The sequence below is a fragment of the Nocardia sp. CA-107356 genome (assembly GCF_050946365.1).
GTDB lineage: Bacteria > Actinomycetota > Actinomycetes > Mycobacteriales > Mycobacteriaceae > Nocardia.
This window is the reverse complement of record NZ_CP191992.1, coordinates 3,439,851-3,462,625: the sequence shown is the minus strand read 5'-3', so window position 1 is coordinate 3,462,625 and position 22,775 is coordinate 3,439,851. Positions and strand designations below refer to the sequence as shown.

Here is a 22,775-nt window from a genome sequence, read left to right as displayed (position 1 = left end):
GCTATGGAAGTCGCGCCAGACCGCGCGGTTCGGGTACTGCTGTTGTGGGGTCTGTCCGGTCCAACGGTTGGTTGGGCCTGGCTGCCCCTGTTGATCAACTGCTCCGGATGATGTCTTCCGGTCGCACCGGCACTCGGTTGATGTGCACGTTTCCACCCCGTGATCGGCACGCGTCACGGATCGCCGCGGCGATCGCGGGGGTGGAGGAGAGTGTGGGCGGCTCTCCGGCGCCGCGCAGCCCGTAGGGGGCATGCGGATCGGCATTCTCGAGAATCTCCAGCCGCTGTGACGGCGTATCGAGAATCGTCGGGATCAGGTAGTCGGTGAAGGACGGATTGCGCACCTTACCGTCTTTGACCTGAATTTCCTCCATGACCGCCAGGCCGAGGCCCTGGACGGAGCCGCCGTGGATCTGGCCCTCCAGCGACAGGCGGTTCATGATCTTGCCCACGTCCTGGACCGCGTCCAGGGAGACGACCTTGACCAGGCCGAGGTCTGTGTCCACGTCCACCACGGCGCGGTGAACGCAGAGAGCCAACTGGGTGTGGCTATTGCCCTGTCCCGTTACGGGATCCATGCCGGTGGTCGGCCGGTGGTGGTACTCGCGGGTCTCTTCGATAACCCCCTCATCGAGGACATCGACGATTGCCGCGAGTACCTCTCCCGTGCGCGAAACCACCTTGCCGCCAACCAGTCTCAGCCCCAACGAGGCACCGAATTCGGCCTGGGCAAGGCCGAGTACGCGCTGGCGCACGGCTTCACACGCCGCCTTCACCGCGCCACCGGTCATATAGGTCTGCCGGGAGGCGGACGAGGAGCCGGAGTCGCCGACCTGGTTATCGGCCGGGGCAATGGTGACCCGTTCGATACCGAGCTCGGTGCGCGCGATCTGCGCCTCGACCGTCACCAGCCCCTGACCGACCTCCGCCGCCGCCGTATGTACCAACGCAACCGGTTCTCCCGCAATGACTTCCAGCCGCACCCGGGCCGTCGAGTAATCGTCGAAGCCTTCGGAGAAGCAGATGTTCTTGATGCCGACGCCGTAGCCGACACCACGCACCACGCCCTCGCCGTGCGTGGTCTGCGATGCGCCGCCGGGCAGATTGCGGATATCCGAGGCGTCCAACTCCGGGGGCATCGGCATATCCCGCAGCTGCCCCAGCATTTCGACCATCGGCGTCGGCGCGTGCAGCACCTGACCGGTCGCCAGCTTGGAACCCTGTGACACCGCATTGATCTGGCGCACCTGCACCGGATCGAGATCCAGCGCCTCGGCGACCTTGTCCATCATCGACTCGTGCGCGAAACACGCCTGCACCGCGCCGAATCCGCGCATCGCACCGCACGGCGGGTTATTGGTGTAGACACCGTACGCGTCGATCTCGATATGCGGAATCTCGTACGGCCCTACCGCGAGCGAGGACGCGTTACCGGTGACATTCAACGTCGCCGAGGTGTACGCGCCACCGTCGAGAACGATGAGAACCTTTGCATAGGTGAGCTTTCCGGCGGCATTGGCACCGTATTCGTAGAGCATCTTCGCCGGGTGCCGGTGCACGTGCCCGAAGAACGACTCCTCGCGGTTGTACATCATCTTGATGGGCTTGCCGGTGCGCATGGCAAGCATGCCCGCGTGAATCTGCATGGACAGGTCCTCACGGCCACCGAAGGCTCCCCCGACACCGGCCATGGTCATGCGGATCCGGTCGTCGGCCAGGCCGAGGCACGGGCCGATCTGGGACAGATCGTTGTGCATCCACTGGGTGGCGACGTAGAAGTCGAGCCCGCCATCTTCGGCCGGTATCACCAGACCGGATTCGGGGCCGAGGAATGCCTGGTCTTGAATGCCGACCTCGAATTCCTCGGTGACCACCACGGTGGCCAGCGCACGGCCCACGGTGATGTCGCCGACGCGTATCGGCTGATGCCGGGCGATACCGCCGCGCTCCTGCACCTGGAGCCGCTTCGGAGCCGAGATCACCGCCATCGGATCGGTAATGGGTTCCAGCACCTCCCAATCGATGTCGATGGCGGCGAGGGCGCGCCGGGCGATCTCGGGGTGGTCGGCGGCGACCAGGGCGATGGGCTCACCGTGGTGGCGCACCTCACCGATGGCCAGGACCGGCTGATCCCAGGTGTGGTCGAGGCCGTACATCTTGCGGCCGGGCACATCCTCATGGGTGAGCACAGCGTGCACACCGGTCATGGCCAGTGCGGGCACGATATCGATACTGCGGATGATCGCGCGCGGATGCGGGCTGCGCAGGGTCGCGCCCCAGAGCATGCCGTCCATCCACAGGTCGGAGGCATAGGCGAATTCGCCCTTGACCTTCAGCGTGCCGTCCGGGCGCAGCAGGCTCTCGCCGATACCGCCCTTTCCCGGCGCGGCAACCTCTTTGGGGAAGCGGGTGGTCCGTGGGACAGTCATCATGCCTCCTGTCGCATCAGCCGTTTCCGGGCCGCGACTCCGGCCCGGCCGACCACATCCTGTGCGACGGTGCGCAATTCGTCGTTCTCCACAACGGTGCGTCCGCCGACGAGCAGTCGGGCCAGCGGGGGTGTCGGTCCGAAGACCAAGGAGCAGACCGGATCTTCGATAGCCGAACGGAAGCCGTCGACCCGCCAGATGGCGAGGTCGGCGAGTTTGCCGGGCTCGATACTGCCGATCTCGTGGTGGCGGCCGAGATTACGGGCACCGCCGAGGGTGCCGATCTCGAGCGCCTGGCGCGCGGTGAAGGCGGTCGGGCCGTTGACCGCGCGCTGGAACAGCATGGCCTGACGCATTTCTCCGGCCATCGAGGTCAATTCGCTCGACGCCGCACCGTCGACGCCGAGGCCGACCGGCGCACCGGCGGCCACCAGATCGCTGATGCGGGCGATACCCGCACCGAGCCGGGCGTTGGAGCTCGGACAATGTGCGGAGCCGCTGCCGGTTTCGGCGAAGCGACGGATATCGGCATCGTGCAGGTGCACCGCGTGGGCGAACCAGACATCGTCACCGAGCCAGCCGAGCTTTTCCATATATTCGACCGGAGTGCAGCCCATCTGCTCGATGCAGTGCTCTTCCTCGTCCAGCGTCTCGGCGAGATGGGTATGCAGCCGAACGCCTTTGGCGCGCGCCAGGGTGGCGGAGTCGACCATCAGGCCCTCGCTGACCGAAAATGGCGAGCAGGGTGCCACGGCGACCCGCAGCATCGAGTCGAATGACGGATCGTGGTACTTATCGATGACTTCGGCAGTGTGGGAAAGGATTTCGTCGCGGCTTTCGACCACCTCGTCCGGTGGCAGGCCGCCGTCCTTCTGCCCGCGGTCCATCGAACCGCGGCACGGGTGGAAGCGCAGGCCGATCTCGCTGGCCGCGCGCACCTCGGCCTCGAACAGATCGCCGCGGCCCTTCGGGAAGATGTAGTGGTGGTCGCTGCTGGTGGTACAGCCGGTCAGCGCCAGCCAACCGAGACCAGCGGAGGCGGCGCCGTAGACGACGTCGGCGTCCATGCGCGCCCAGGTGCGGTAGAGGCCGGTCAGCCATTCGAACAGGGTCGAATCCTGGAACAGCCCCTGGCTCGCCCACTGGTACAGGTGGTGGTGGGTGTTGACCAGACCGGGGGTGACCAAACAGCCACTGCCGTCGATCCTTTCGGCACCCGGCACGATCGGTGCGGGACCCGCGCCGAGGGATTCGATGCGGCCATTGGAGATGACGACATATCCGGACGCGATCTCGGCGCCGACGACCGGCGCGATGTACGCGTTCTCGATGACAGTCTGCTGCCCGCTCGTCTCCCGGCCGCCACCCCTGCTGGAATCGCTCCGCGATGCTGTGCTCATTTGCCCGCCTTACGTGCCGCGGCCAGTCGCACCGCGTCGAGGATCTTCTCGTATCCCGTACAACGGCAGAGATTTCCGGCGAGCGCCTCGCGGATCTCCACATCCGAGGGATCAGGATTGCGTTCGATCAGATCGTGCGCCTGCACGATGAGACCCGGTGTGCAGAAACCGCACTGGACCGCACCGGCCTCGACGAACGCCTCCTGCATCGGATCGAGCTTCGCGCCTTTGGCCAGGCCCTCGACCGTGCGCACCGAGCGATCCTGCACCTGCCCCGCGGCCACCAGACAGGCACACACCGGTGTGCCGTCCAAATAGACTGTGCACGAACCGCATTCGCCTTGCTCACAGGCGTTCTTGGAGCCGGGCAGGCCCATCCGCTCGCGAAGCATATAGAGCAGGCTCTCACCCTCCCATACATTGTCGACGGTCTCTTGCGAGCCGTTGACGTCGAAGGTCACACGCATCAGGCTGCCCTCCTTCTTTCTGCTAGGTAGTCCGTCCATGCCCAGGACAGGGTGCGGCGGGCCAGCACCGTCAGGGCGTGCTTGCGGTATTCCGCGGTGCCGCGGACGTCATCGATCGGCTTGGCGGCGGCCGAGGCGAGTTCGCCGAATTCGCGGATCACCTCAAAGGCCAACGGGCCCGGGTCATCCCAGTTCAGCGCCTCGGCGAGGAACTGCTCGGCCGACGTCGCACGCAGTGGTGTCGGGCCAGCGGAACCGATGCCGGTGCCGACCGTGTGTGTGTCGGGGTGTAGCGCGATCGAGAACGCGCAGACCGCGATCACCATGGCATTGCGGGTGCCGACCTTGGAGAAGTACTGCGGTCCCGTCGCCGGCTCGATCCAGATGGCGCGGATCAGCTCGTCGGGCTCCAGGGCGTTCTTCTTCACCCATACGTAGAAGTCGTCGATCGGGATCAGTCGGGTGCCACGCGCGGCGGACTCCACCTCGACTACGGCGTTACAGGCCAGCAGCGCTGGATGGGCGTCTCCGGCCGGTGACGCACCACCGAGATTGCCGCCGACCGTGCCGCGATTGCGGATCTGCGGCGAACCGACCGTACGCGAGGCCTGGGCCAGGCCGGGCAGTTGATGGCCGAGCCGTTTGATGATGCGCACGTACGGGACACCGGCGCCGATCCGGATCCGACCGTTGGGCTCGGTCGAATAGTCGAACAGGTCGCGACAGCGGTTCAGGTCGAGCAATGCCGCCGGGCGGCCGTGATCGAAATTGAGTTCGACCATGACATCGGTGCCGCCCTGAATGGGTTTGGCCGCCGGATCGGCGGCCTTCAACTCCAGTGCTTCCGCCCAGGTATCGGGTCGTAGGAAATCCATCGTCACTCCCAAGCCGGTCCGGACGCGGGGGCGTCCTCGGCAAGGACGGTGCCTTCGATCAGGCCGTAGGGCCGGTCGGCGGCGAAGAACACCTCGTTGTCGTTGTCCAATCCGAAGCCGGACAGATCCACCACGAAGTGGTGCTTATTGGGCAGCGACAGCCGGACCTCGCAGACCTCGGGGACCGCGCTGATCACCCGGTCGCCCATGGCATAGAGGGTCTGCTGCAGCGAGTAGCTGTAGGTATCGGCGAACGCCTCGAGCAGCGCGCCGCGGACCTCACGGTAGGCCTTGTCCCAGTCCCCCGGTTCACCGGCGAAGCGCCACTCGGCGTTGACCTCGGTGGCCAGCACCCGGTCGTAGGACTCCTGCAGCGTCGTGTACTTGTCCTCGATGTAGCCGTGGAACTCCGAGCCGGTGGAGTTGAGCACCACCAAGCCGGTCAAACCCGATACCACCCAGGCATTTTCGCCGTCGTAGTGCACGCGTGCGGTGCGGGTCTGCTGACCCGAGCGCACGAACGAGTGCTGCTTGTCGCCGGGGCCGATCACGATGCGGTCCCAGGCGTACTCCGCCAAGGAGACCCGCGCGTGGTGGATGGGCTGCTGCGAATCGACGAAATGCCGTGCCAGCAGCAGACCGAACGCCTCCGGCGAGGTGATGCCGTATTCCTTGGCGAAGGCGAAGACGGTGTTCTTCTGGGTGTCGGTCGGCAGGACCGTCGCGTTGTCACCGGTCAGGTGAACCTCGTCCATGTCACCGGATAACGCCACACCGACGTTCAGATCCCGGATCTCATGGATGCCACCGGTTTTCGTCACCCGGACGACCCGGTTTTCCGCTTTGCCGTATCTATTCGGCCCGAGCTTGATCGACATTGTTCAGCTACCTCGGTAGGTCGAGTAGGAGTAGGGACTGAGCAGCAGCGGCACGTGGTAGTGCTCGGCTGGGTCGGAGACGCGGAAGTCGATGGTCACCGACGGGTAGAACGGGCTGAGGTCACCGGTATCGAAAATCAGCCGGTGCGCACCGATTTCGGGAGCGGGCAGGTCTTTGACGCGCCCGTCGTGGTCGGTGCGGCGCTCGGCGAGGACGGTCCCGTCGGCCTTTTCCAACCGCACCGGTAGCCCTGCTGCCGGGCGACCGGATGCCGCGTCCAGCACGTGAGTGGACAGACTCACTTGTCCTCCAACAGCTTTCGGATCCGCAGCCGGGTGATATCGGCGAGTTCGCGTTGCGTGGCGACGCGTTCCCCCTCGGCGGTATTGGCCAGGCGCCTGCGCAGTTCGGTGCGGATCTGCTCGGCTGTGCGGCCGGACGCGCGGATCAGGAAGACATGCCCGAACCGCTGCTCGTAGGCCAGGTTGCCCGCGGCGATGTCATCGAGGATCTGCTGGTCGGCGCTCGCGGTCCCCGACTGCTCACCGGCGGACCATTTCGCCTCGCGCTCGTGCGTGCCCGCCTTCGCGCGGTCGCCGATGCGCGGATGCGCCGACAGCGCCTCCTCGATATCCGGCCAACTCAGCTCCCGTACCCCGGCGACGGCGGCGGCCATCAGGCTCGTACTGTCCACGTAGGGCCGGTGGGCCGCCACCTTCTGCGCCCAGACATATGCGGCACAGCAGGTCAGCAGTTCAGCCTCGGCCTGATCCGGCGGCAGCGAGTTGAGCCATCCGATCTCACCTGACATCCGATCTCCCATTCGAGCTTGTTTGCGATGGGAGTAAGTACACCCGCCGTTCATCAGCGCTGCTAGGAACCAGAAATCTGAAGTGTGCGCCAGTTCACACGGGCCGGTTTGTGCGAATATCCAAAGCGTCTACGGGCGGGCTCAGGATCGGCTGTTAGCCTCGGCAGCTGTGCGACTCAGATCACTTCTCGGCATGAATCTCGGTCTCGAGCTCGTCACCGGCGACGACGAGCTCGACCGCTTCGTGCGCTGGGTAGTGACCACCGACATGCTCGATCCGAGCCGCTACCTCTCCGGTGGTGAGCTGGTACTGACCGGCCTGCAATGGCGGCGCACCCCCGAGGACAGCGAGACCTTCGTGCGTGCCCTGGCTCGGGCCGGAGTCGCCGGACTCGCCGCGGGCGACGCCCGCTACGGCGGCGCGCCGCCCGATGTCGTCGAGGCGTGCCAGCGGCACCGGATACCGCTGTTCCGTGTTCGTGAGGACATTGCGTTCGCCCAGGTCACCGAGACGTTGACGCGCAATCTCTCGACCGGGCGCGCCGCCGACCTGACCGCCATCCTCGACCGCCACCGCCAGCTCGTTTCGGGTACCGGCCTCGGGTCGGTGCTGGAGCTGATCGAGCGCGATCTCGGGATGCGATGTTGGGTGGTTTCATCGACCGGACGAGTGGTCGCCGGGCCGGTTTCGCCACCGCCGGTCGAGGTCACGGCGGCCTTCTTGAACGCACGCCGCCTTCCCCACGTGCTGGTTCACGACAAGGCCCGCTACTCACTGTTCGCGGTCGACGAGCACAGCACCTCCCGCGCTGCCGACTGGTTCCTGGTCTTCGAGGGCGACTGCAAGGATTGGCCGGAGGAACGCCGCGCGCTGCCCGGCGAACTCGCCGCCGTCGTCTCGCTCGAACGCGCCCGTCTCGACGACCGCCAAAGCGCCGAAGGCCGCCTTGCCCAAGAACTCATCGAACTCATCGTCTCCGACGCCAAACCCGCCGAAATCATTTCCCGCCTCGAACTGACCGGACTCGGCCCCGCCGAGACCTATATCGCCGTCGCCGCTGGAGCCGAAGCAGATGCCTTGCGCCCCGGCGAATTACGCGTCCTGCTCCGCGAAATCCTGTACGGCAAAAGGCCAGCCGCAGGCGTAGTCGACGGCGAAGCCATCGCCCTGATCCCCGCCGACCCCAACGGTTCCATCATTGCCGAAATCCACCGCGCCGTAACCGCTTTGGAGCCCGGCCTGCGCGGCGCCCGGCTAGCGATCGGCGTCAGCGGCATCGTCGATGGCGAAGGCTTGCGCGGCGCCGTAGAAGAGGCCCGCTACGCCCGCCGCCTCGCCGAAGACCGCCACCAACCCACCAGCGTCGTCGGCCACGACGAACTGGCCACCCACATGCTGCTGCTGGCCAGCGTGCCCGACGAGGTCCGCCGCATGTTCCGCCTGCGTTTGCTGGACCCCCTGAGCAGCTACGACCAAGAGAACCGCGCCGACCTCGTGCACACCTTGGAAACCTTCCTCGAGGTCTCCGGCTCCTGGACCAAATGCGCTGAGCTACTTCACGTCCACGTGAACACCCTGCGCTACCGAATCCAACGCATCGAGGAGCTGACCGGCCGCGACCTCTCCCGCCTCGAGGACCGCGTCGACTTCTTCCTGGCCCTCGCCCTACGGTGACCGGCCATACCCCGCATATCCGCTCACCGTCCGGGCACTGATGAACGAGCCGCCGCACTTGCGTTCGGCTTCCTTGCGGCGAACGATTAGCTGTGCGGTGGCCGCGTTCGCGGGCCGTGCGGTCCCGAGGCCCTCGGTGGACCACGACGCGTCGCCCCCGCGACGAAGCGGAGTGATCCCTCCGCACGAGGAGGACTCGATGTTCATCCAAGTCATTCAAGGCAAGGTCGCAGATGCCGATCGACTACGTCGATGTATGGATCGGTGGACCGAGGAATTGCAACCGGGTGCTGTCGGCTATCTCGGCACGACCAGCGGGTTGTGCAACGACGGGACGTTCATCGCCTTGGCGAGATTCGAATCCGAGGATGCGGCGCGGCGCAATAGCGACCGCCCGGAGCAGGGCGCATGGTGGGCCGAAACCGAACAATGTTTCGACGGTCCGGTCAGTTTCATGGACTGCCCCGAAGTGACGCAGTGGTTGGGCGGCGGCTCCGACCAAGCCGGTTTCGTACAGGTCATGGAAGGCCATACGCGGGATCAGCGCCGCATGCGCGAACTCCTCACGCAGGGCACCGATCGCATCCACGAACTGCGCCCGGAGATTCTGGGCGGCACATTGGCGACCTACGGCGACGACGGATATGTCGAGGCGGTGTACTTCACCTCCGAAGCCGAAGCCCGCGCCCACGAAAAGCTGGAGATCCCCGACGATCTGCGGTCGCTGTTCGACGAGGAAAGCGAACTCATGGGCGAGGTCGAATTCTTCGACCTACGCGAACCGATGCTCGTCTCCCGGCGATAGCCGATCCGCCAGCAGCTCTCGCCTATCCGGTGACCGCCTCGCACACGTTGCGCGGCGTGTGCGAGGCCGTCACCGGATAGGCGACAGCCGAGACGGACACCTGGGCACCACGGCCTGACGCCGGGATCACCCGACCGATACCCCAAATGTGTTGCCCGGGTGCGGTATCGGATCGCGGCGGCGCGGGGCTACCCGAACCGACATTTTGATGTCGGTGTCGGGCGCTACGGTGTCGGCGTGAACCGAACGGATCGGCTCTATGCGATCGTCGAGGAGTTGCGGGCGGTGGCGCCGCGAGTGCGGACCGCGCGCGAGTTGGCGCAACGTTTCGAGGTGAGCGTTCGCACGATCGAACGCGATATCTCGGCATTGCAGCAGGCGAGCATTCCGATCTACGCGGATATCGGCCGGCGCGGTGGTTACGCGCTGGAGAAGAGTATGTCGCTGCCGCCGCTCAATTTCACCGCGGCCGAGGCCGTCGCGCTCGCCGTCGCCCTGGCACGCAGCGAAGCGACACCGTTCGAGCAGGCCGGGCACAGCGCCTTGCGCAAGGTTCTCGCGGTGATGTCGGAACGCGATGCTGCCGCCGCTCGCGCGCTGGCCGCCCGGATTCGGCTGATGGAACCGGTGGATGCGCCACCGGCGCAAGCGATCCCGTCGGTTATCGGGCAGTCGATCGAGGCCGGACGCGTGCTGCGGATCAGCTATTCGGACCGCTTCGGCGCGCACAGTGAACGCGAGGTCGAGCCGAACGCCTTCCTCAACGGCTCCAATGGCTGGTACCTCATCGCCTGGTGTCGGCTGCGCGAGGAGTCCCGCTGCTTCCGGCTCGACCGCATTCACGCGGTGACGATGACGGATCTGCCGGTACCGCAGCGCCCGTTCGACGGCCACGGATCGGACATCCCCGATGATCTCGAGCTCAGAAGCGTCGCCTTGTGAGAACGGTGTCGGAAACACCGACAGGGGGTTGTCGCTGGGCCGGGTGATCGTGGTCGGGCAATACATCGACACCGAACCCGAGGAGACGAGAAGTGAGCAGCACTCCCCCTTTCAACACGGTGGCCTGGTTCCAGGTCGGCAGCGATAAGCCCGACGAAGTGAAGAAGTTCTACGGCGACCTGTTCGGGTGGACCTTCGCCGCCGACCCGAATGCCGACAGCTACGACCTGGTCAGCTCCCCAGCGAGCGAAAGCCCCAGCGGCGGTATCGCGCACACCCCGGACGCCTCGGCCAATCACGCCACCTTCTTCGTACTCGTGCAGGATGTGGCGGCCACGGTCGCCACCGCCGAACGCCTGGGCGGAAAGGTGTCGGTACCGCCGGTCACCAGCAAGGACGGGCTGATCTTCGCCCACATCCTGGACAGTTCCGGAAACGACTTCGGCATCTTCAGCCCGCCGCCGCAGTCCTGATCCGCGGTGGTCGCCAGGGGGCGGAACTGTTTGTCCGCCCCCTGCGGCACACCGCCCGCCCGGTGTCCACGAACCGGTCGCCGACTCCGTCGAACTGCAGCGACGATCCGTGTCGACTCCATAGCTTTTTGGCAGCTATCAGCTCGAAGTAGTGAGACGCTCGCAGCCACCCCGTTATTCTCGAATCACTTGACCTCCACGGCGTTACCGGATCCGGGTGGCCACTATCTGGCCGTTGAAATCGCACGGATGATCTCGAGAATCGAGGTTCGCGATGGAGAGTTGGGTTGGTGACATCGGCACCGGATCGCCCCGTATGCGTGGAGGTCGTCTGCGAAGCGCGATGGCCGCGGTGGGTGCGTTGATACTCGCGCTGGGGCTCGGGGGCTGCGTGTATTCGTTCGATCAGTACCCCGACGATGCCAGGGCCGCGGTCGAACGGTTCACCGAACTGCTGAACCAGCGGGACGCGGACGAGGCCGCGAATCTGACCTCCCAGCCCAGAGGCGCCTCCGCATCGTTACGGCAGATATTCGAGGGACTCAGCCCCGGGACGGCGGACTACCGCTTGGCTCAATTCATCGCGTTGGATACCGCACAGGGCATTTTTACCCTGCACGGCGCCTGGACGTTCGGACAGGATCGGAACTGGGCCTATGAGTCTCAGGGAACGGTGCGGAAATTGGCGACCGGCTGGCGCATCTCTTGGGACCCCGCCATCGTTGTGCCGCACCTGGACAGCACCCGCACGGTAGATCTGGTCCGCGCCTACGCACCGCCGCCTCCGGTAGTGCACGACAGCCTCGGGCAGACGCTGATGACCGAGCAGATCATCGATGTGGTCGAACTCGATCCGGCCCACATCACCGATCCGATCGCCACCACCGACGCGCTGGCCAAAGCCATCGAGCCGGTCGCTCCCTTGATCACCGGGTCGTCCCTGCGTGAGCAACTCGCCGCGGCGCGCGGTAAGCCGGTCGTCGCGGTCAATTTGCGGGAGCCCGATTTCGCGATTCTGGAGCCGGACATCACGCCGATTCCCGGTGTGCTGACGCGGGTGCAGCCACGGCTCATCGCTGCCGACCGCCGGGTGCAGTCGCCGATGCTCGACGCATTGCGCACGGTGTGGCAGCAGAGCCGCGACAGGTGCGCGGGTTGGGCGGTTCAGCTGTCGGGCCCGGACCGGCGTCCGATCGCCTACCTCACCGGACAGCAGGGCACACCGGGTCCGGACGTGGCCGCGACACTGGATCCACGCTGGCAGAGCGCCGCCCAGGACGCGGTGAACTATGTCGGGAATCCGGCGGCAGCGGTCGCCATCAACCCCGCGACCGGAGCCATTGTCGCGGCAGCGGAGAACAACCCGGCCGGCGCGAGCGGATCGGTGGCCTTCACCGGACTCGCCCCGATCGGTGGCGCTACCGAATTGCTGCGCGCGGCCGCGGCGACGATCGCACGCAAAGCACCGCAGGACGTTTCCATAGATGAGCTGGCCAAGGCCGCCCGCATGCTCGGTATCGGCGTCGATTTCGAGCTGACGGGTCTGGACAAGGTGAGCTCGCTGATCCCGCCCGCGGGCACCGAACAGGTCCGGCGCGGCGGCCGGGCCAGCGAAATCCAGGCCAGCCCCTACGGTATGGCGATCGTCGCAGCCACCATCGCCAGCGGACGCATCACCCCGCCGATGATCGAAATCGGCCATCCGGCAACGGCTTCGACGGAATCGGCGCCGCTGCCGACCGAGGTGGTCGACCAACTCCGTCCGATGCTCGGCGGCTCCGGATATGTCACCACCGCGGCCGGACAGGGCTGGCTGCTCGCGAACACCGGCGAGTTGGCCTTCGCGATCCATGTGGAGGATCCGGACAGTCGCGCCACCCTGATTCAGGCGGCCGCCCGCATATTCCACCCCACGCCCCTGGTCGAATAGCTCGGCGAACGGGCCGAACCGAGGTCCGGCCGCCGCAGCTCACAGGAAACCCCCAGCTCGTCCTAAGGTTCGGCGACGTTGGTCGCGGCACAGTGAGGTAGTGAGCAGAGCTGAGCCCGAAGCGCGGATTCTCGTCGTCGACGATGAGCCGCTGATTGTCGAGCTCCTTGCGGTGAATATGCGGTTTCAGGGGTTCGAGGTGGTCACGGCGATCAGTGGAACCGAAGGGCTGGACAAGGTGCGCGGGTTCCGGCCGGACGCGTTGATCGTGGACGTGATGATGCCGGGCACGGATGGGTTCGGATCGTTGCGGCGCTTGCGGACCGACGGGATTACCGCACCGGTGCTGTTGCTTTCCGCGCGCAACGAGGTCGACGACCAGCTCACCGGCCTGACGCTGGGTGCCGACGATTACATCACCGAGCCGAAACTCATCCATACGCTGCGCAGCGTCGGTTACGTGCTGCGCGAACCGCAGCCGAGTCGGGCATGAGACCGCGTGCGGCCCTGGCCCGGCGGGTGTCGGCGATTCCACTGCGGGTGGGACTCGTCGTCACCCTGGTCTTCCTGGCAGCCATGGTGCTGTTGGCGACGGGCTTCGCGGTGACCTCCGCGTTGAGCCGATCCCTGACCGCGCGAACCGATGAGCAGCTCTACGATGCGGCCCGGTCGTGGGCAGAGCCGCGTCAGATGCGACAGATCGTCACCAATGACGGTGCGACGTTATGGGTTCCGGCCGAGATGCCGGATAGTCTGCCGGGTCCTCGGCCGTTCACCGATCAACCGCGCCGATTCTACGAACAGCGCAAAGGCCCTGAGGGACAGCTGTATTCGGGCACTCCGGGAAGTATCGCGGGCACCGGCGCGATGCCGGATGTCGCTGGGCACGTGGCACCGGTCCCGACAACGGTCGGCTCGACCGACGATTCCTCGGTGCAGTGGCGCGTTCTGACCACCAGTAACCAGTTCGGCTCGACCACTATCGCGCTGCCGCTCACCGATAACCAGGAGACGGTATCGCGATTGATCTACTTCGAACTCGGCACCGGCGCCACCGCGCTGCTCGCTCTGGGCGTAGTCGGCTATTTCGTGGTCCGACGCAGCCTGCGCCCGCTGCGCACGGTCGAAGAGACCGCGGCGGCGATCGCGGGCGGCGATCTGCATCGGCGCGTCCCGGTACGCGATGTCGATACCGAGGTCGACCGGCTCGCACGGTCGTTGAACGCGATGCTCGCGCAGATCCAGCACGGCGTGGCCGCCACCGAGGCCTCCGAGGAGGATGCCCGGCGTTCGGAACGCCGAATGCGTCAGTTCATCGCCGATGCCAGCCACGAATTGCGTACCCCGCTCACCACGATTCGCGGTTTCGCCGAACTCTACCGCCAGGGTGCGAGCACCGACGCGCGCATGGTGGTCGGGCGCATCGAGGGTGAGGCCGAGCGCATGGGCCTGTTGGTCGAGGATCTGCTGATGCTTGCGCGATTGGATGCCAAACGCCCACTCGACCGCAGGCCGGTCGATCTGCTCGTGCTCGCGGGCGATGCGGTGCACAACGCGCAGGCCATGGCGGCGCAACAGCAGACCGACCCGCAACGCCCGATCACTCTCGAGGTCCGTCCCGGCGCCGGCACCATGGACGTGACCGGCGATGAGGCGCGATTGCGTCAGGTGCTGGCGAATCTACTCGGCAATGCCCTCGCCCACACCCCGGCCACCGCCGCGATCACCGTGTGGCTCACCCCATCCGCCGACGCGGTACGCGTCGACGTCATCGATACCGGCCCCGGCCTGACACCGGAGGCCGCTGCCCGAGTATTCGAACGGTTCTACCGCACCGACGATTCGCGCACCCGAACCAGCGGCGGAACGGGTTTGGGCCTATCGATCGTGCAGGCTCTCGTCGTGGCGCACGGCGGCCGCGTCAGCGTGCACAGCGAACCGGGCAATGGCGCGACCTTCACGGTGACCCTGCCGCGCGATATCCGGCCGACGGCGGCGACCGTTCGAGCCTGACCCGGTACCGCGATTTCACGTGGTCGACACCAGGGATGGTTGAGCCACAGTCGTTGCCAGCCTCGGCCCTTCGGGACGATACGGAGCCATCGCACCGAAGGTGTCTCGAACCTCGGCGCACGCCTGAATGAGTCGGTCCACCTCTATATCGGTCAGCCCAGCGTGCAGGGAGAACCGGATGAGGGAACGTTCGGGCGCGGTGGCGGGCCAGCACAAGACCGAGCCGAAAACGCCGCGGGCCTCCAGGAAGTCGCGGATCGCGATGGTGCGCTGATCCGGCCCGGTCTGCAGCGCGACGATATGGCTGGCCGAACCCTGCAGATCGAACTCCAACGCCATCAGGGCACGGCGCACGACGGCGGAGACCTCACGCAGCCGGACCCGCCGCCAGTCGTCGACCCGGACGACATCGAGAGTCGCAGCCAGGCCCGCGATATCGTGCGGCAGCAGCGTCGCGGAGAAGACCGCGGGATCGGACTCCATCTTGAAGTAGTCGACGAAATCGATATTGTTCGCGGCGATGAATCCGGCACGTCCAGCAAAAGCCGTTGCGAGGCTGGCGACTCGGAACGGCACCCGATCAGCGAGTCCGAACGCGACCACCATGCCCGCACCGTGCGGCCCGTCGGTACCCAGCGAATGCGATTCGTCGACCACCAGCACACTGCCGGTTTCGTCAGCGACGTCACAGATCTGGGTCAGCGGACAGCGACTGCCGTTGCTGCCGTAGATCGAGTCGACCGCGATGATGCCGGGACCATGTTTGCGTATCTCATCGCGCAGATGGCCCGGAAAATTGTGCCGGAACGAATGCACCGGCGCACCGGCCGTTTTCGCACCGTGCCACAGCGACATATGCGCTATGTGATCGACGTAGACCGGGGTATGCGGGTCGGCGATCGACTGCATCAACCCCGCATTGGCATCCCAACCGGATTGACACAGAATTCCAGCGGGCGCCCGCATATGTTCGGCAAGCGCCATTTCCAGCGCGATCTGCGGGTGGTCGGGGCCGTGCAAGAAGACACCGGACGGCGGTGCCGCCCCGCCCGGGTTCCGCAGCGACGCGTACATCGCGCCGATGATATGCGGTTCGCGGGCAAGCGCGAGATAGTCGTTGCTGGTCAGAACGACGTCACCCGGCGCCGGTTTACGGCCGTGCAGCATATGCCGTCCGCCCCATGCGGCCGCAATCCGTTCCGTATGGAATCGACTGACGCGAACGAATATGCGGTCGGCGACCGACAAGGTCATCTGAACTCCTTTCACTGCTATCAGCTACTACAGAGCACACACCGAGCAGATTGAATCACTACCCATCGACAGATGCGCTGAAATCGGCAAGTTGACCGGCGCATGTCGCACTAACAGCGTCCTAACAGCATCAACAGGCACGATGGTCCGGTGCGGGTACTGGTGGTCGAGGACGAGCGGTTGCTGGCCGACGCGATAGCCGATGGGCTGCGACGGCATGCGATGGCGATCGATGTGGTGTACGACGGGGCCGATGCGCTGGAACGAGTCGGTGTGAACGACTACGACGTGATCGTCTTGGATCGCGATCTGCCGACGGTGTCCGGTGATACCGTCTGCACCTCGCTGACCGAGGCAGGCAGCGACGCCAGGATCCTGATGCTGACGGCCGCGGCGGCGGTGGCCGAGCGGGTCGCCGGGCTCGGACTCGGCGCCGATGACTATCTGACCAAACCATTCGCCTTCGCCGAACTGGTCGCCCGGATCCAGGCGCTGGGACGGCGGGCGCGGCCCGCAACACCGCTGGTGCTCGAGCGCGCCGGGATCCGGCTCGACCCCCATCGACTGTCGGTCAGCCGCGACGGCGAGCCGATCTCGTTGTCGCGCAAGGAGTTCGCGGTACTGGCCGAACTATTGCGCGCCGACGGCGGGGTGGTATCGGCGGAGCAGCTATTGGAGAAGGCATGGGACGAGAACATCGATCCGTTCACGGGGGTGGTGCGATACACGATCATGATGGTGCGCCGGAAGTTGGGCGATCCGCCGGTGATCGAGACCGAGGCGGGCGTGGGGTACCGCGTCCGATGAGAGGCCGCACGATTCGACTGCGGCTCACACTGCTGTACGCGGGCGCGTTCTTCATCGCCGGGGCGATCCTGGTCGCATTGATGTACTTCTATCTCGATCGGTCGCTGGGTCGGCGCCACGGCGTGGGTGCCCAGATCCTCGTGCGCGAGTACTTGGCCAAGCGCAACCGCCCGATTGTGTCCGAGGAGTTGTACCAGGCGCTGACCGCGCAGGCCGCCAAGGAACGCCGCGACACCCTGGAAGCGATGCTGGTCTGGTCGCTGGTTTCGCTGGGCGCGATCGGGATCGCGGCCGGTGGACTGGGTTGGCTGCTGGCCGGGCGGGCATTGCATCCATTGCAGCAGATCACCGCGACCGCGCGCCGGGTGGCCGATCGCAGCCTGCACGAGCGGATCGCGCTGACCGGACCCGATGACGAAATCAAGGATCTGGCGGACACTTTCGACGCCATGCTGGAGCGGTTGGATCGCGCCTTCGACGGCCAGCGTCGCTTCGTCGCCAATGCCTCGCACGAACTGCGCACTCCGTTGACCATCAATCGCACACTCATCGAGGTGGCACTCGATGATCCCGACGCGCCGGAGTCGACGCGTCGGCTCGGGGCAACGCTGCTGGAGGTCAATCATCGGCACGAGCAGCTGATCGACGGACTCCTGGTGCTCGCGAGCAGCGAGGAGCGGCTGATCGAACGCAGCCGGGTCGACCTGGCCGAGGTGGTCCGGCGGGTGGTCACCGTCGCGAGCGATGCCGCCGAGCGGGCCGGTATCGAGATCCGCACCGAACTCACGGCGGCTGCGGTTTCCGGCGATCCGGTGCTGCTGGAACGTCTCGCACAGAACCTGGTGGACAACGCGATTCGCCATAATGTCAGCGAAGATGGCTGGATCGCAATCAGATCGGCGGGCACCAAGGGCCAAGGTCGACTCGTGGTCGAGAACACCGGACCGGTCGTACCGGCCTTCGAGGTCGACGGACTCTTCGAACCGTTCCGTCGACTGGCCTGCGGCGATCGGATCGCCGAGTCCGACCGTGCGCCGAACAGTCGTGGTTCGGGACTCGGTCTGTCGATTGTGCGATCGGTTGCGCATGCGCACGGCGGCGACGTCCGGGCGGCCGCCCGACCCGAGGGTGGACTGATCGTCATCCTCACCCTGCCGAGCTGACCGGGCGGGCGGCGCCGGGTAACGCCGCCCGCGCTCGGCTCAGTAGTTGTGGCAGCTGTTCGCGATTCCGCGCAGCTTGTCGATCTTCTGCTGGCCCTCTGGCGAGTTGCGCTTCTCCTCGATCTTGGTCCGCGCATTCGGGTGATCGTCGAGCCACTGCTGAACGCGCTGCTGGCGCTGGTCGACCGGCAGCCCGAGGAGCTCCTGCAACTTCGCCTTGCGTTCGGGATGACTGTCCAGGTGTTCGGCCAGCTTGGGCGCCTCGGCGTGAATGGCCGCGTCCACCTGGGCGAAGGTGCACGTCGTCTCGATCAGTCCGCCACCGACGCCCGGCTGCGCCGAAGCGGTCGCGGGAACCAGTAGCGCTCCCGCCGCCATCAGACCGCCGAGCGCGACGGCGCTTCGCATGATTCCGGTACGGGTGAATGTCATTACGAGTGACCCTTTCCATTGGCGATCGGACCACGGCAGGCAATTCCGTGATCCGGTGCCAAGTTCACCAGGCCGGGTGTTTGGACAGCGCTAGGAAAGATCGGAACGGCGCACTCGGGCGCGCCAGGCCGCCTCATCGACGATGCTGCCCGGGGTGAGGCCGAGTTCCCGCGCCTCGACGACCGCCTCGCTGACGCGTCCGCGATATCGCGCGGGTGTCAGCTCTTCCAACTCCCAGCCCACGCCGAAGGCGTCGGAGATCGCGGTGCGGCTGATGCGCGGGCCGAAGCCCGGTTCGGCGTCCGAGAGCGCGAGGATATGGACCAGCCCGCCGGGCTTCAGTACGCGGTGCACACTGCGGACGTAATCGGTCGGATCGCCGTTGTCGTAGGCGAAGACATGGAACAGCGCACTGTCGAGAATGGTGTCGTAGCGGGGCTCGTCCCCGAGGTTCAGCGCATCGGCCACCTCGAACCGCGCCACCACACCGTGCTCGCGCGCATTGGCCCTGGCATAGGTGATCGCACTCGGTGAAAGGTCCACCCCGAGCACGTCATGGCCGAGCTCGGTCAAACGAATGGTGTGCTCACCGGCCCCACACCCGACATCGAGCACCGCACCCCGAATCCACCCCTGCTCGATCAACTCGAGCACCGCGGGCTGCGGCTCCCCGATCACCCATGGCGCGGACCCGTCGTCGTATACGGAATTCCAGAATTCAGCAGGTCGAATCATGCCTCCAGCCTTCAACCTCAACCCGGGTTCATGTCAATGCCGACCGCGCTACATTCCCCAGATGACCGATTCCCCGCACCTGCGCCCGGCCCGCCCCGACGATGCCGAATCCATCGCGGCGATCTGGTACGAAGGCTGGCGCGACGCCCACCTGGGCAACGTCCCCGAGGAACTCATCGCCGTCCGCCCGCACAAATCGTTCGAACCACGTGCCACCCAACGAATCGCCGACACCACCGTCGCAATCATCGATAACGAGGTGGCCGGTTTCGTCATGGTCCTCGACGATGAGATCGACCAAGTCTACCTATCCCGCCGCCACCGCGGCACCGGCGCGGCGACGCCCCTGCTCACCGCCGCCGAACAGCGCATCCACACCAACGGCCATGCACGAGCCTGGCTGGCCGTAGTCCCGGGCAACACCCGCGCCCGCGCCTTCTACACCCGCAACGGCTGGATCGATGAGGGCCTGTTCACCCACCAAGCCCCGGGCCCCGACGGCCCCGTTCCCGTACCCGCCCACCGCTACGTCAAACAGCTCGCCGCATTGCCGAAGGACTGAAAATCTCGAGGCGAGTCAGGAGGCTTTCGGCGGTTCAAACCTCACCTGGACCTTTCCGTATCGCGAACCCTCGTCAGCGTGACCACTATCGCGTCGGCTTTGTCCAGGTCTGCGTCGGAGTCCGAGATCCAGCCGTCTTCGTCGACCCGGCTCAGCCAGCCATCGGACGCACGCTGATAGATCGGAGCACTATCGGTAGGGGCGATGTCGAGCTTGCGCTGCGTGTCCTCGTGGAAGGCCGCGAGCAATGCGCGCACAGACGGAGCGATCTCATTCAGCGGGAATGGAGCTACTTCGAACATCCGCCCCACGCCCCCAACGGATTCGGCAGATCCTTCGGGTTCACCAGCGCAGCCCAGTAGTCGTCTCGAAGCGCATCCCACAGATCCGTGTGCCTGGGAAGCAACTCCCGAGCCGCGGCCAGATCCGGATATGGATCGAATATGACCGTTCCGGGCTGCACTGCCGTCAGCTGTGCGCGCGACGGCAAGCAGTACGCGGTGAACGACTCGCCGGTGAACTGCACGCGCAGAATGCGCGCAGCACAACCCGCCAATTGCCACACCGCAACCTTGCGACCATCCTGAGTCTGCGTGGTACGCAACCTATCTCGGCGCATCACACCCCCTCGCGGTTCATCGGTTCGACGCCCCGACACCAGAACGACTCCGCGCGCAAAGGCTGATTTACCCAGTCGCAAAGAGCATCCGCGAACCGCTCGACCACATCGGCCGCAGCGCCGCTGTACGCAGCTGGTGGACCGATAAGCGGATCTCGCTGCGGCAGTTTCGAATTCGTCATACTTGCTCCCCGTGCTGTAGTCGAGGCATCCGACGCCGAGCGCCCGCCGCCCGCCACGGGCGGACTCAGGGCTACTGACCGATGCCCCGGCGTCGGATGCAGTTACAGCGTCGCCGACCAGCTAGTTCGATCCCAGGCACAGAACCGCACGCAAGTAATACGCTTCTGATACCGAGCGTTATTGGCGCGAACAGGGGCGGCGATGATCGTCAGCAGGTGGACAGGCGTGGAGGTGAAAGCCCTTCGCGTAGCGGCTCTGCGTATGACGCAGGACGACTTCGCAGCGAAGGTTGGCTATGAACCGCCGACGATCAGGAAGTGGGAAAAGACCACGGCCGACCGACCGGTCCGCGGGAAGTCTGCCCAGGATCTGGACTCCGAACTTGCGCGTGTAAATGATCAACAGGCGCAACGGTTTCGGGCAGCGGTCGCCGACGATAGCCTGGCGATGAGTGCACGGCGCATGGCGCGGGAAGTCGAGGACAGCGAAGTGAAACGGCGGGAGTTCGGAGTCTTGCTCGGGACAGCGATTGCGCTGCCTGCCTTGGATTCCGAACCGAGCCCGGGTCGCCGTGGAATCGCCGGGGCCCACCGCCTCGCCGCGACCGTTGAGGACTTCGCCCAGCGCGAGCAGACCGTGGGTGGTGCAACGCTGGTGCAGACGGCCGTAGACGAGCTCGAACGGGCGAAAGCCGCCCTGGAAACATTCGCCTTCGATGAACAAGCGGGCACGACGTTCATGCGCGCCACAGGCGAGCTCGCAACAATCGCCGGTTGGTTGGCCTACGACGCGGAGATGCACCCCCTCGCGCGTCGCTGTTATGCCGACGCGTTTGCATTGGCCAACCAGGCTGGCGACGAAGGGCTGACCGTACACATATGCCTGAACGCCGCACATCAGGCGATCACGCTGTCGCGCACCGGCCAAGGAAATCCGTATCGCGCACTCAGCCTTATCGAACGTGCGCGCGACCTGAGCCGTAGTCGCCCACCGAGCCGCATCCACGCACTGATGGCGATCCGCGAAGCCCAGGCATACGGGGTCCTCGGCGACCGGACCCGATTCGGCAAAGCTGTTGCCACTGCTTGGCGTGAACTCGATTTCGCGTTCGAGCACGAGTCGCTAGACGAGTGCCCACGGTGGCTTCGGTTCGTCACGGCTACTGAGATTCGCTGCCACGAAGCCCGCGGTGTTGGCGACCTCGGCGACCTGGCAAAGGCGGCAACCCTGTCAGCCGGGCTCGCGCTCGAGCAAGCAGGTACCCGCAACGCCGCGAACTACCGAGCCGGCTGGGCCACGGCATTGGCGAATGTCGGAGATATCGAAGGCGCTACCACTCGAGGGCTTTCGGTCCTCGCCGACCTCGAGGGAGAAGTTTCCTCCACCCGCACACTCAAACTCCTCGCGCCGGTCCGTGATGTGGCGGAGGGTTATTCCGACGAGTTCCGGCAACGATTCGATGATCTGGCGAGAAGGGTCACCACCGCATGAATCCGGGCCAAAGTGCGACAACGCTCGAAAACCTGGAATTCCACCACCTTACAGCCGCGCAGGCCCGGGAGCGACGCGCAGAGGTCGAGGACGTATTCCGCGGTTCCTACATTCACGCGATCGAGGCCGGTGAGAAGTTCGAATCGCCGGACGCATTTATGCACCGCTTCGACGCATACACCAGCCCCAGCCGCGCCGCCGGCTTCGAGCTGGTGATCGCGGAACTCGACGGGCGCGCGTGCGGCCAGACATGGGGCTGGCCGCTGCCCGAGAACACCGCTTGGTGGGACGGGCTCCAGTTAGACGAGGGAAACGCAGCCGAGTTCACCGCCGAAAATGGTTCCCGCACATTCGCACTGAGCGAAATCATGGTGCGATCCGAGCTCACCGGCCGAGGAATAGCCCACGCTCTCCACAACGAACTCCTCGGCGCCCGACCGGAACATCGCGCAACGCTTCTGGTCCGCCCTGACAACTCCCGCGCCTACGCCACCTATCGCAAGTGGGGCTGGTATCGGGTCGGCACCCTAAAGCCGAGTTGGCCCGACGCACCTACATTCGATGTACTGATTCGCGATCTGCCCGCGTGATCAGAAACACCTGACGTGAACCATGTCCGTCGGCATATGCACATGATCACGATGACGACACACAGGGTGCCTGATCGCCACTACCGTTGCGGCGCAGGCGATCTCATCGCCTTCAGTCGACCGCACCGAACGGTCCGCCAGATGAACCGGAACCGTTGGTCTGCTAGCTGACCGCTTTCTTCACGAGTTCGCCTCCGAGACGTATCCCACCGACAGCAGCGGACGTTCCAGAATCGTTGGC

The 22,775-nt window shown here is 65.7% G+C and carries 23 protein-coding genes and 1 pseudogene; 12 read left to right on the top strand and 12 right to left on the bottom strand.

Going from position 1 to position 22,775, the window contains the following annotated elements:
* Nucleotides 1-94: 94 nt before the first annotated feature.
* From ACQP1G_RS15530 to uraD, 7 genes are read right to left on the bottom strand one after another with little or no spacing between them, the layout of a single operon-like run.
* The gene (locus ACQP1G_RS15530; protein ID WP_433204200.1) at nt 95-2,431 is read right to left on the bottom strand and encodes a xanthine dehydrogenase family protein molybdopterin-binding subunit; all 2,337 of its coding nucleotides are present in this window, start codon (nt 2,429-2,431) and stop codon (nt 95-97) included.
* Nucleotides 2,428-3,828: an 8-oxoguanine deaminase gene (locus tag ACQP1G_RS15525; RefSeq protein WP_433204197.1), complete on the bottom strand. Its 1,401-nt coding sequence runs from the start codon at nt 3,826-3,828 to the stop codon at nt 2,428-2,430. The genes ACQP1G_RS15530 and ACQP1G_RS15525 overlap by 4 nt, the downstream gene beginning before the upstream one ends.
* Nucleotides 3,825-4,295: a (2Fe-2S)-binding protein gene (locus ACQP1G_RS15520; RefSeq protein WP_433204194.1), complete on the bottom strand. Its 471-nt coding sequence runs from the start codon at nt 4,293-4,295 to the stop codon at nt 3,825-3,827. Before ACQP1G_RS15520 ends, ACQP1G_RS15525 begins: the two co-directional genes overlap by 4 nt.
* Complete coding sequence (locus ACQP1G_RS15515) at nt 4,295-5,170, bottom strand: FAD binding domain-containing protein (RefSeq protein WP_433204192.1); 876 nt, start codon at nt 5,168-5,170, stop codon at nt 4,295-4,297. Before ACQP1G_RS15515 ends, ACQP1G_RS15520 begins: the two co-directional genes overlap by 1 nt.
* 2 nt (nt 5,171-5,172) lie before the next feature.
* Nucleotides 5,173-6,048, bottom strand: coding sequence for a factor-independent urate hydroxylase (gene pucL / locus ACQP1G_RS15510; protein WP_433204189.1), 876 nt, complete (start codon nt 6,046-6,048; stop codon nt 5,173-5,175).
* Between the two features lie 3 nt (nt 6,049-6,051).
* Nucleotides 6,052-6,351: a hydroxyisourate hydrolase gene (gene uraH / locus ACQP1G_RS15505; RefSeq protein ID WP_433204186.1), complete on the bottom strand. Its 300-nt coding sequence runs from the start codon at nt 6,349-6,351 to the stop codon at nt 6,052-6,054.
* Entirely contained in the window at nt 6,348-6,860 is a 513-nt protein-coding gene (uraD, locus tag ACQP1G_RS15500; RefSeq protein ID WP_433204183.1) for a 2-oxo-4-hydroxy-4-carboxy-5-ureidoimidazoline decarboxylase, read from the bottom strand. The genes uraH and uraD overlap by 4 nt, the downstream gene beginning before the upstream one ends.
* 193 nt (nt 6,861-7,053) lie before the next feature.
* Between uraD and ACQP1G_RS15495 the strand changes: the two genes are divergently transcribed.
* The 7 genes and pseudogenes from ACQP1G_RS15495 (at nt 7,054) to ACQP1G_RS15465 (ending at nt 14,698) form a co-directional block, all read left to right on the top strand.
* Nucleotides 7,054-8,535 carry a PucR family transcriptional regulator gene (locus tag ACQP1G_RS15495; RefSeq protein WP_433204180.1) on the top strand — a complete coding sequence of 494 codons (1,482 nt, stop codon included), beginning with the start codon at nt 7,054-7,056 and terminating at the stop codon, nt 8,533-8,535.
* A gap of 199 nt (nt 8,536-8,734) precedes the next feature.
* A complete protein-coding gene (locus ACQP1G_RS15490) occupies nt 8,735-9,340 on the top strand; it encodes a hypothetical protein (protein WP_433204178.1) in 606 nt (201 codons plus the stop codon).
* A 237-nt stretch (nt 9,341-9,577) separates the two neighbouring features.
* Nucleotides 9,578-10,282, top strand: a complete 705-nt coding sequence (locus ACQP1G_RS15485) for a helix-turn-helix transcriptional regulator (RefSeq protein ID WP_433204175.1) — start codon at nt 9,578-9,580, stop codon at nt 10,280-10,282.
* 92 nt (nt 10,283-10,374) lie between these two features.
* Nucleotides 10,375-10,755, top strand: a complete 381-nt coding sequence (locus ACQP1G_RS15480; protein WP_433204172.1) for a VOC family protein — start codon at nt 10,375-10,377, stop codon at nt 10,753-10,755.
* Nucleotides 10,756-11,071: 316 nt separating this feature from the next.
* Nucleotides 11,072-12,685 (top strand): NTF2-like N-terminal transpeptidase domain-containing protein, encoded by a 1,614-nt coding sequence (locus ACQP1G_RS15475; protein WP_433204169.1) that lies wholly within the window; start codon nt 11,072-11,074, stop codon nt 12,683-12,685.
* Nucleotides 12,686-12,785: 100 nt separating this feature from the next.
* Nucleotides 12,786-13,172, top strand: a pseudogene (locus ACQP1G_RS15470) (response regulator); the annotation flags it as partial.
* Nucleotides 13,173-13,174: 2 nt separating this feature from the next.
* A complete protein-coding gene (locus tag ACQP1G_RS15465) occupies nt 13,175-14,698 on the top strand; it encodes a sensor histidine kinase (RefSeq protein ID WP_433204166.1) in 1,524 nt (507 codons plus the stop codon).
* A 15-nt stretch (nt 14,699-14,713) separates the two neighbouring features.
* Here the strand turns inward: ACQP1G_RS15465 and cqsA are convergent, their stop codons facing one another.
* Complete coding sequence (gene cqsA, locus ACQP1G_RS15460; RefSeq protein WP_433204163.1) at nt 14,714-15,952, bottom strand: alpha-hydroxyketone-type quorum-sensing autoinducer synthase; 1,239 nt, start codon at nt 15,950-15,952, stop codon at nt 14,714-14,716.
* Between the two features lie 150 nt (nt 15,953-16,102).
* On the opposite strand from cqsA, the gene ACQP1G_RS15455 reads away from it, so the two are divergent.
* Nucleotides 16,103-16,759, top strand: coding sequence for a response regulator transcription factor (locus ACQP1G_RS15455; RefSeq protein WP_433204160.1), 657 nt, complete (start codon nt 16,103-16,105; stop codon nt 16,757-16,759).
* Nucleotides 16,756-17,922 carry a sensor histidine kinase gene (locus tag ACQP1G_RS15450; RefSeq protein WP_433204157.1) on the top strand — a complete coding sequence of 389 codons (1,167 nt, stop codon included), beginning with the start codon at nt 16,756-16,758 and terminating at the stop codon, nt 17,920-17,922. Before ACQP1G_RS15455 ends, ACQP1G_RS15450 begins: the two co-directional genes overlap by 4 nt.
* A 39-nt stretch (nt 17,923-17,961) precedes the next feature.
* Here ACQP1G_RS15450 and ACQP1G_RS15445 read toward each other — a convergent pair whose 3' ends face one another.
* Nucleotides 17,962-18,354, bottom strand: a complete 393-nt coding sequence (locus ACQP1G_RS15445; RefSeq protein WP_433204154.1) for a hemophore-related protein — start codon at nt 18,352-18,354, stop codon at nt 17,962-17,964.
* A 90-nt stretch (nt 18,355-18,444) separates the two neighbouring features.
* Nucleotides 18,445-19,089: a class I SAM-dependent methyltransferase gene (locus ACQP1G_RS15440; RefSeq protein WP_433204151.1), complete on the bottom strand. Its 645-nt coding sequence runs from the start codon at nt 19,087-19,089 to the stop codon at nt 18,445-18,447.
* 61 nt (nt 19,090-19,150) lie between these two features.
* Here ACQP1G_RS15440 and ACQP1G_RS15435 point away from each other — a divergent pair, with 61 nt between their 5' ends.
* On the top strand, nt 19,151-19,651 hold the full coding sequence (locus ACQP1G_RS15435; RefSeq protein ID WP_433204149.1) for an N-acetyltransferase family protein: 501 nt from the start codon (nt 19,151-19,153) through the stop codon (nt 19,649-19,651).
* A 41-nt stretch (nt 19,652-19,692) separates the two neighbouring features.
* On the opposite strand, the gene ACQP1G_RS15430 is transcribed toward ACQP1G_RS15435, so the two are convergent.
* Nucleotides 19,693-19,953 (bottom strand): hypothetical protein, encoded by a 261-nt coding sequence (locus ACQP1G_RS15430; RefSeq protein WP_433204146.1) that lies wholly within the window; start codon nt 19,951-19,953, stop codon nt 19,693-19,695.
* Complete coding sequence (locus ACQP1G_RS15425; RefSeq protein WP_433204143.1) at nt 19,941-20,270, bottom strand: hypothetical protein; 330 nt, start codon at nt 20,268-20,270, stop codon at nt 19,941-19,943. The genes ACQP1G_RS15430 and ACQP1G_RS15425 overlap by 13 nt, the downstream gene beginning before the upstream one ends.
* A gap of 630 nt (nt 20,271-20,900) precedes the next feature.
* Between ACQP1G_RS15425 and ACQP1G_RS15420 the strand changes: the two genes are divergently transcribed.
* Both ACQP1G_RS15420 and ACQP1G_RS15415 read left to right on the top strand, forming a co-directional pair.
* Nucleotides 20,901-21,944, top strand: a complete 1,044-nt coding sequence (locus ACQP1G_RS15420) for a hypothetical protein (protein ID WP_433204141.1) — start codon at nt 20,901-20,903, stop codon at nt 21,942-21,944.
* Nucleotides 21,941-22,534, top strand: a complete 594-nt coding sequence (locus ACQP1G_RS15415) for a GNAT family N-acetyltransferase (RefSeq protein WP_433204138.1) — start codon at nt 21,941-21,943, stop codon at nt 22,532-22,534. The genes ACQP1G_RS15420 and ACQP1G_RS15415 overlap by 4 nt, the downstream gene beginning before the upstream one ends.
* The last annotated feature ends 241 nt before the right edge of the window (nt 22,535-22,775 follow it).

Coding starts and splice junctions, on each gene's coding strand:
- ACQP1G_RS15430 (WP_433204146.1), bottom strand. CDS start 19,953: ATGTTCGAAGTAGCTCCATTCCCGCTGAATGAGATCGCTCCGTCTGTG.
- uraD (WP_433204183.1), bottom strand. CDS start 6,860: ATGTCAGGTGAGATCGGATGGCTCAACTCGCTGCCGCCGGATCAGGCC.
- ACQP1G_RS15425 (WP_433204143.1), bottom strand. CDS start 20,270: ATGCGCCGAGATAGGTTGCGTACCACGCAGACTCAGGATGGTCGCAAG.
- ACQP1G_RS15515 (WP_433204192.1), bottom strand. CDS start 5,170: ATGGATTTCCTACGACCCGATACCTGGGCGGAAGCACTGGAGTTGAAG.
- ACQP1G_RS15420 (WP_433204141.1), top strand. CDS start 20,901: ATGAGTGCACGGCGCATGGCGCGGGAAGTCGAGGACAGCGAAGTGAAA.
- ACQP1G_RS15450 (WP_433204157.1), top strand. CDS start 16,756: ATGAGAGGCCGCACGATTCGACTGCGGCTCACACTGCTGTACGCGGGC.
- ACQP1G_RS15465 (WP_433204166.1), top strand. CDS start 13,175: ATGAGACCGCGTGCGGCCCTGGCCCGGCGGGTGTCGGCGATTCCACTG.
- ACQP1G_RS15490 (WP_433204178.1), top strand. CDS start 8,735: ATGTTCATCCAAGTCATTCAAGGCAAGGTCGCAGATGCCGATCGACTA.
- ACQP1G_RS15475 (WP_433204169.1), top strand. CDS start 11,072: ATGCGTGGAGGTCGTCTGCGAAGCGCGATGGCCGCGGTGGGTGCGTTG.
- ACQP1G_RS15440 (WP_433204151.1), bottom strand. CDS start 19,089: ATGATTCGACCTGCTGAATTCTGGAATTCCGTATACGACGACGGGTCC.
- ACQP1G_RS15445 (WP_433204154.1), bottom strand. CDS start 18,354: ATGACATTCACCCGTACCGGAATCATGCGAAGCGCCGTCGCGCTCGGC.
- ACQP1G_RS15525 (WP_433204197.1), bottom strand. CDS start 3,828: ATGAGCACAGCATCGCGGAGCGATTCCAGCAGGGGTGGCGGCCGGGAG.
- cqsA (WP_433204163.1), bottom strand. CDS start 15,952: ATGACCTTGTCGGTCGCCGACCGCATATTCGTTCGCGTCAGTCGATTC.
- ACQP1G_RS15495 (WP_433204180.1), top strand. CDS start 7,054: ATGAATCTCGGTCTCGAGCTCGTCACCGGCGACGACGAGCTCGACCGC.
- ACQP1G_RS15435 (WP_433204149.1), top strand. CDS start 19,151: ATGACCGATTCCCCGCACCTGCGCCCGGCCCGCCCCGACGATGCCGAA.
- ACQP1G_RS15415 (WP_433204138.1), top strand. CDS start 21,941: ATGAATCCGGGCCAAAGTGCGACAACGCTCGAAAACCTGGAATTCCAC.
- ACQP1G_RS15520 (WP_433204194.1), bottom strand. CDS start 4,295: ATGCGTGTGACCTTCGACGTCAACGGCTCGCAAGAGACCGTCGACAAT.
- pucL (WP_433204189.1), bottom strand. CDS start 6,048: ATGTCGATCAAGCTCGGGCCGAATAGATACGGCAAAGCGGAAAACCGG.
- ACQP1G_RS15530 (WP_433204200.1), bottom strand. CDS start 2,431: ATGATGACTGTCCCACGGACCACCCGCTTCCCCAAAGAGGTTGCCGCG.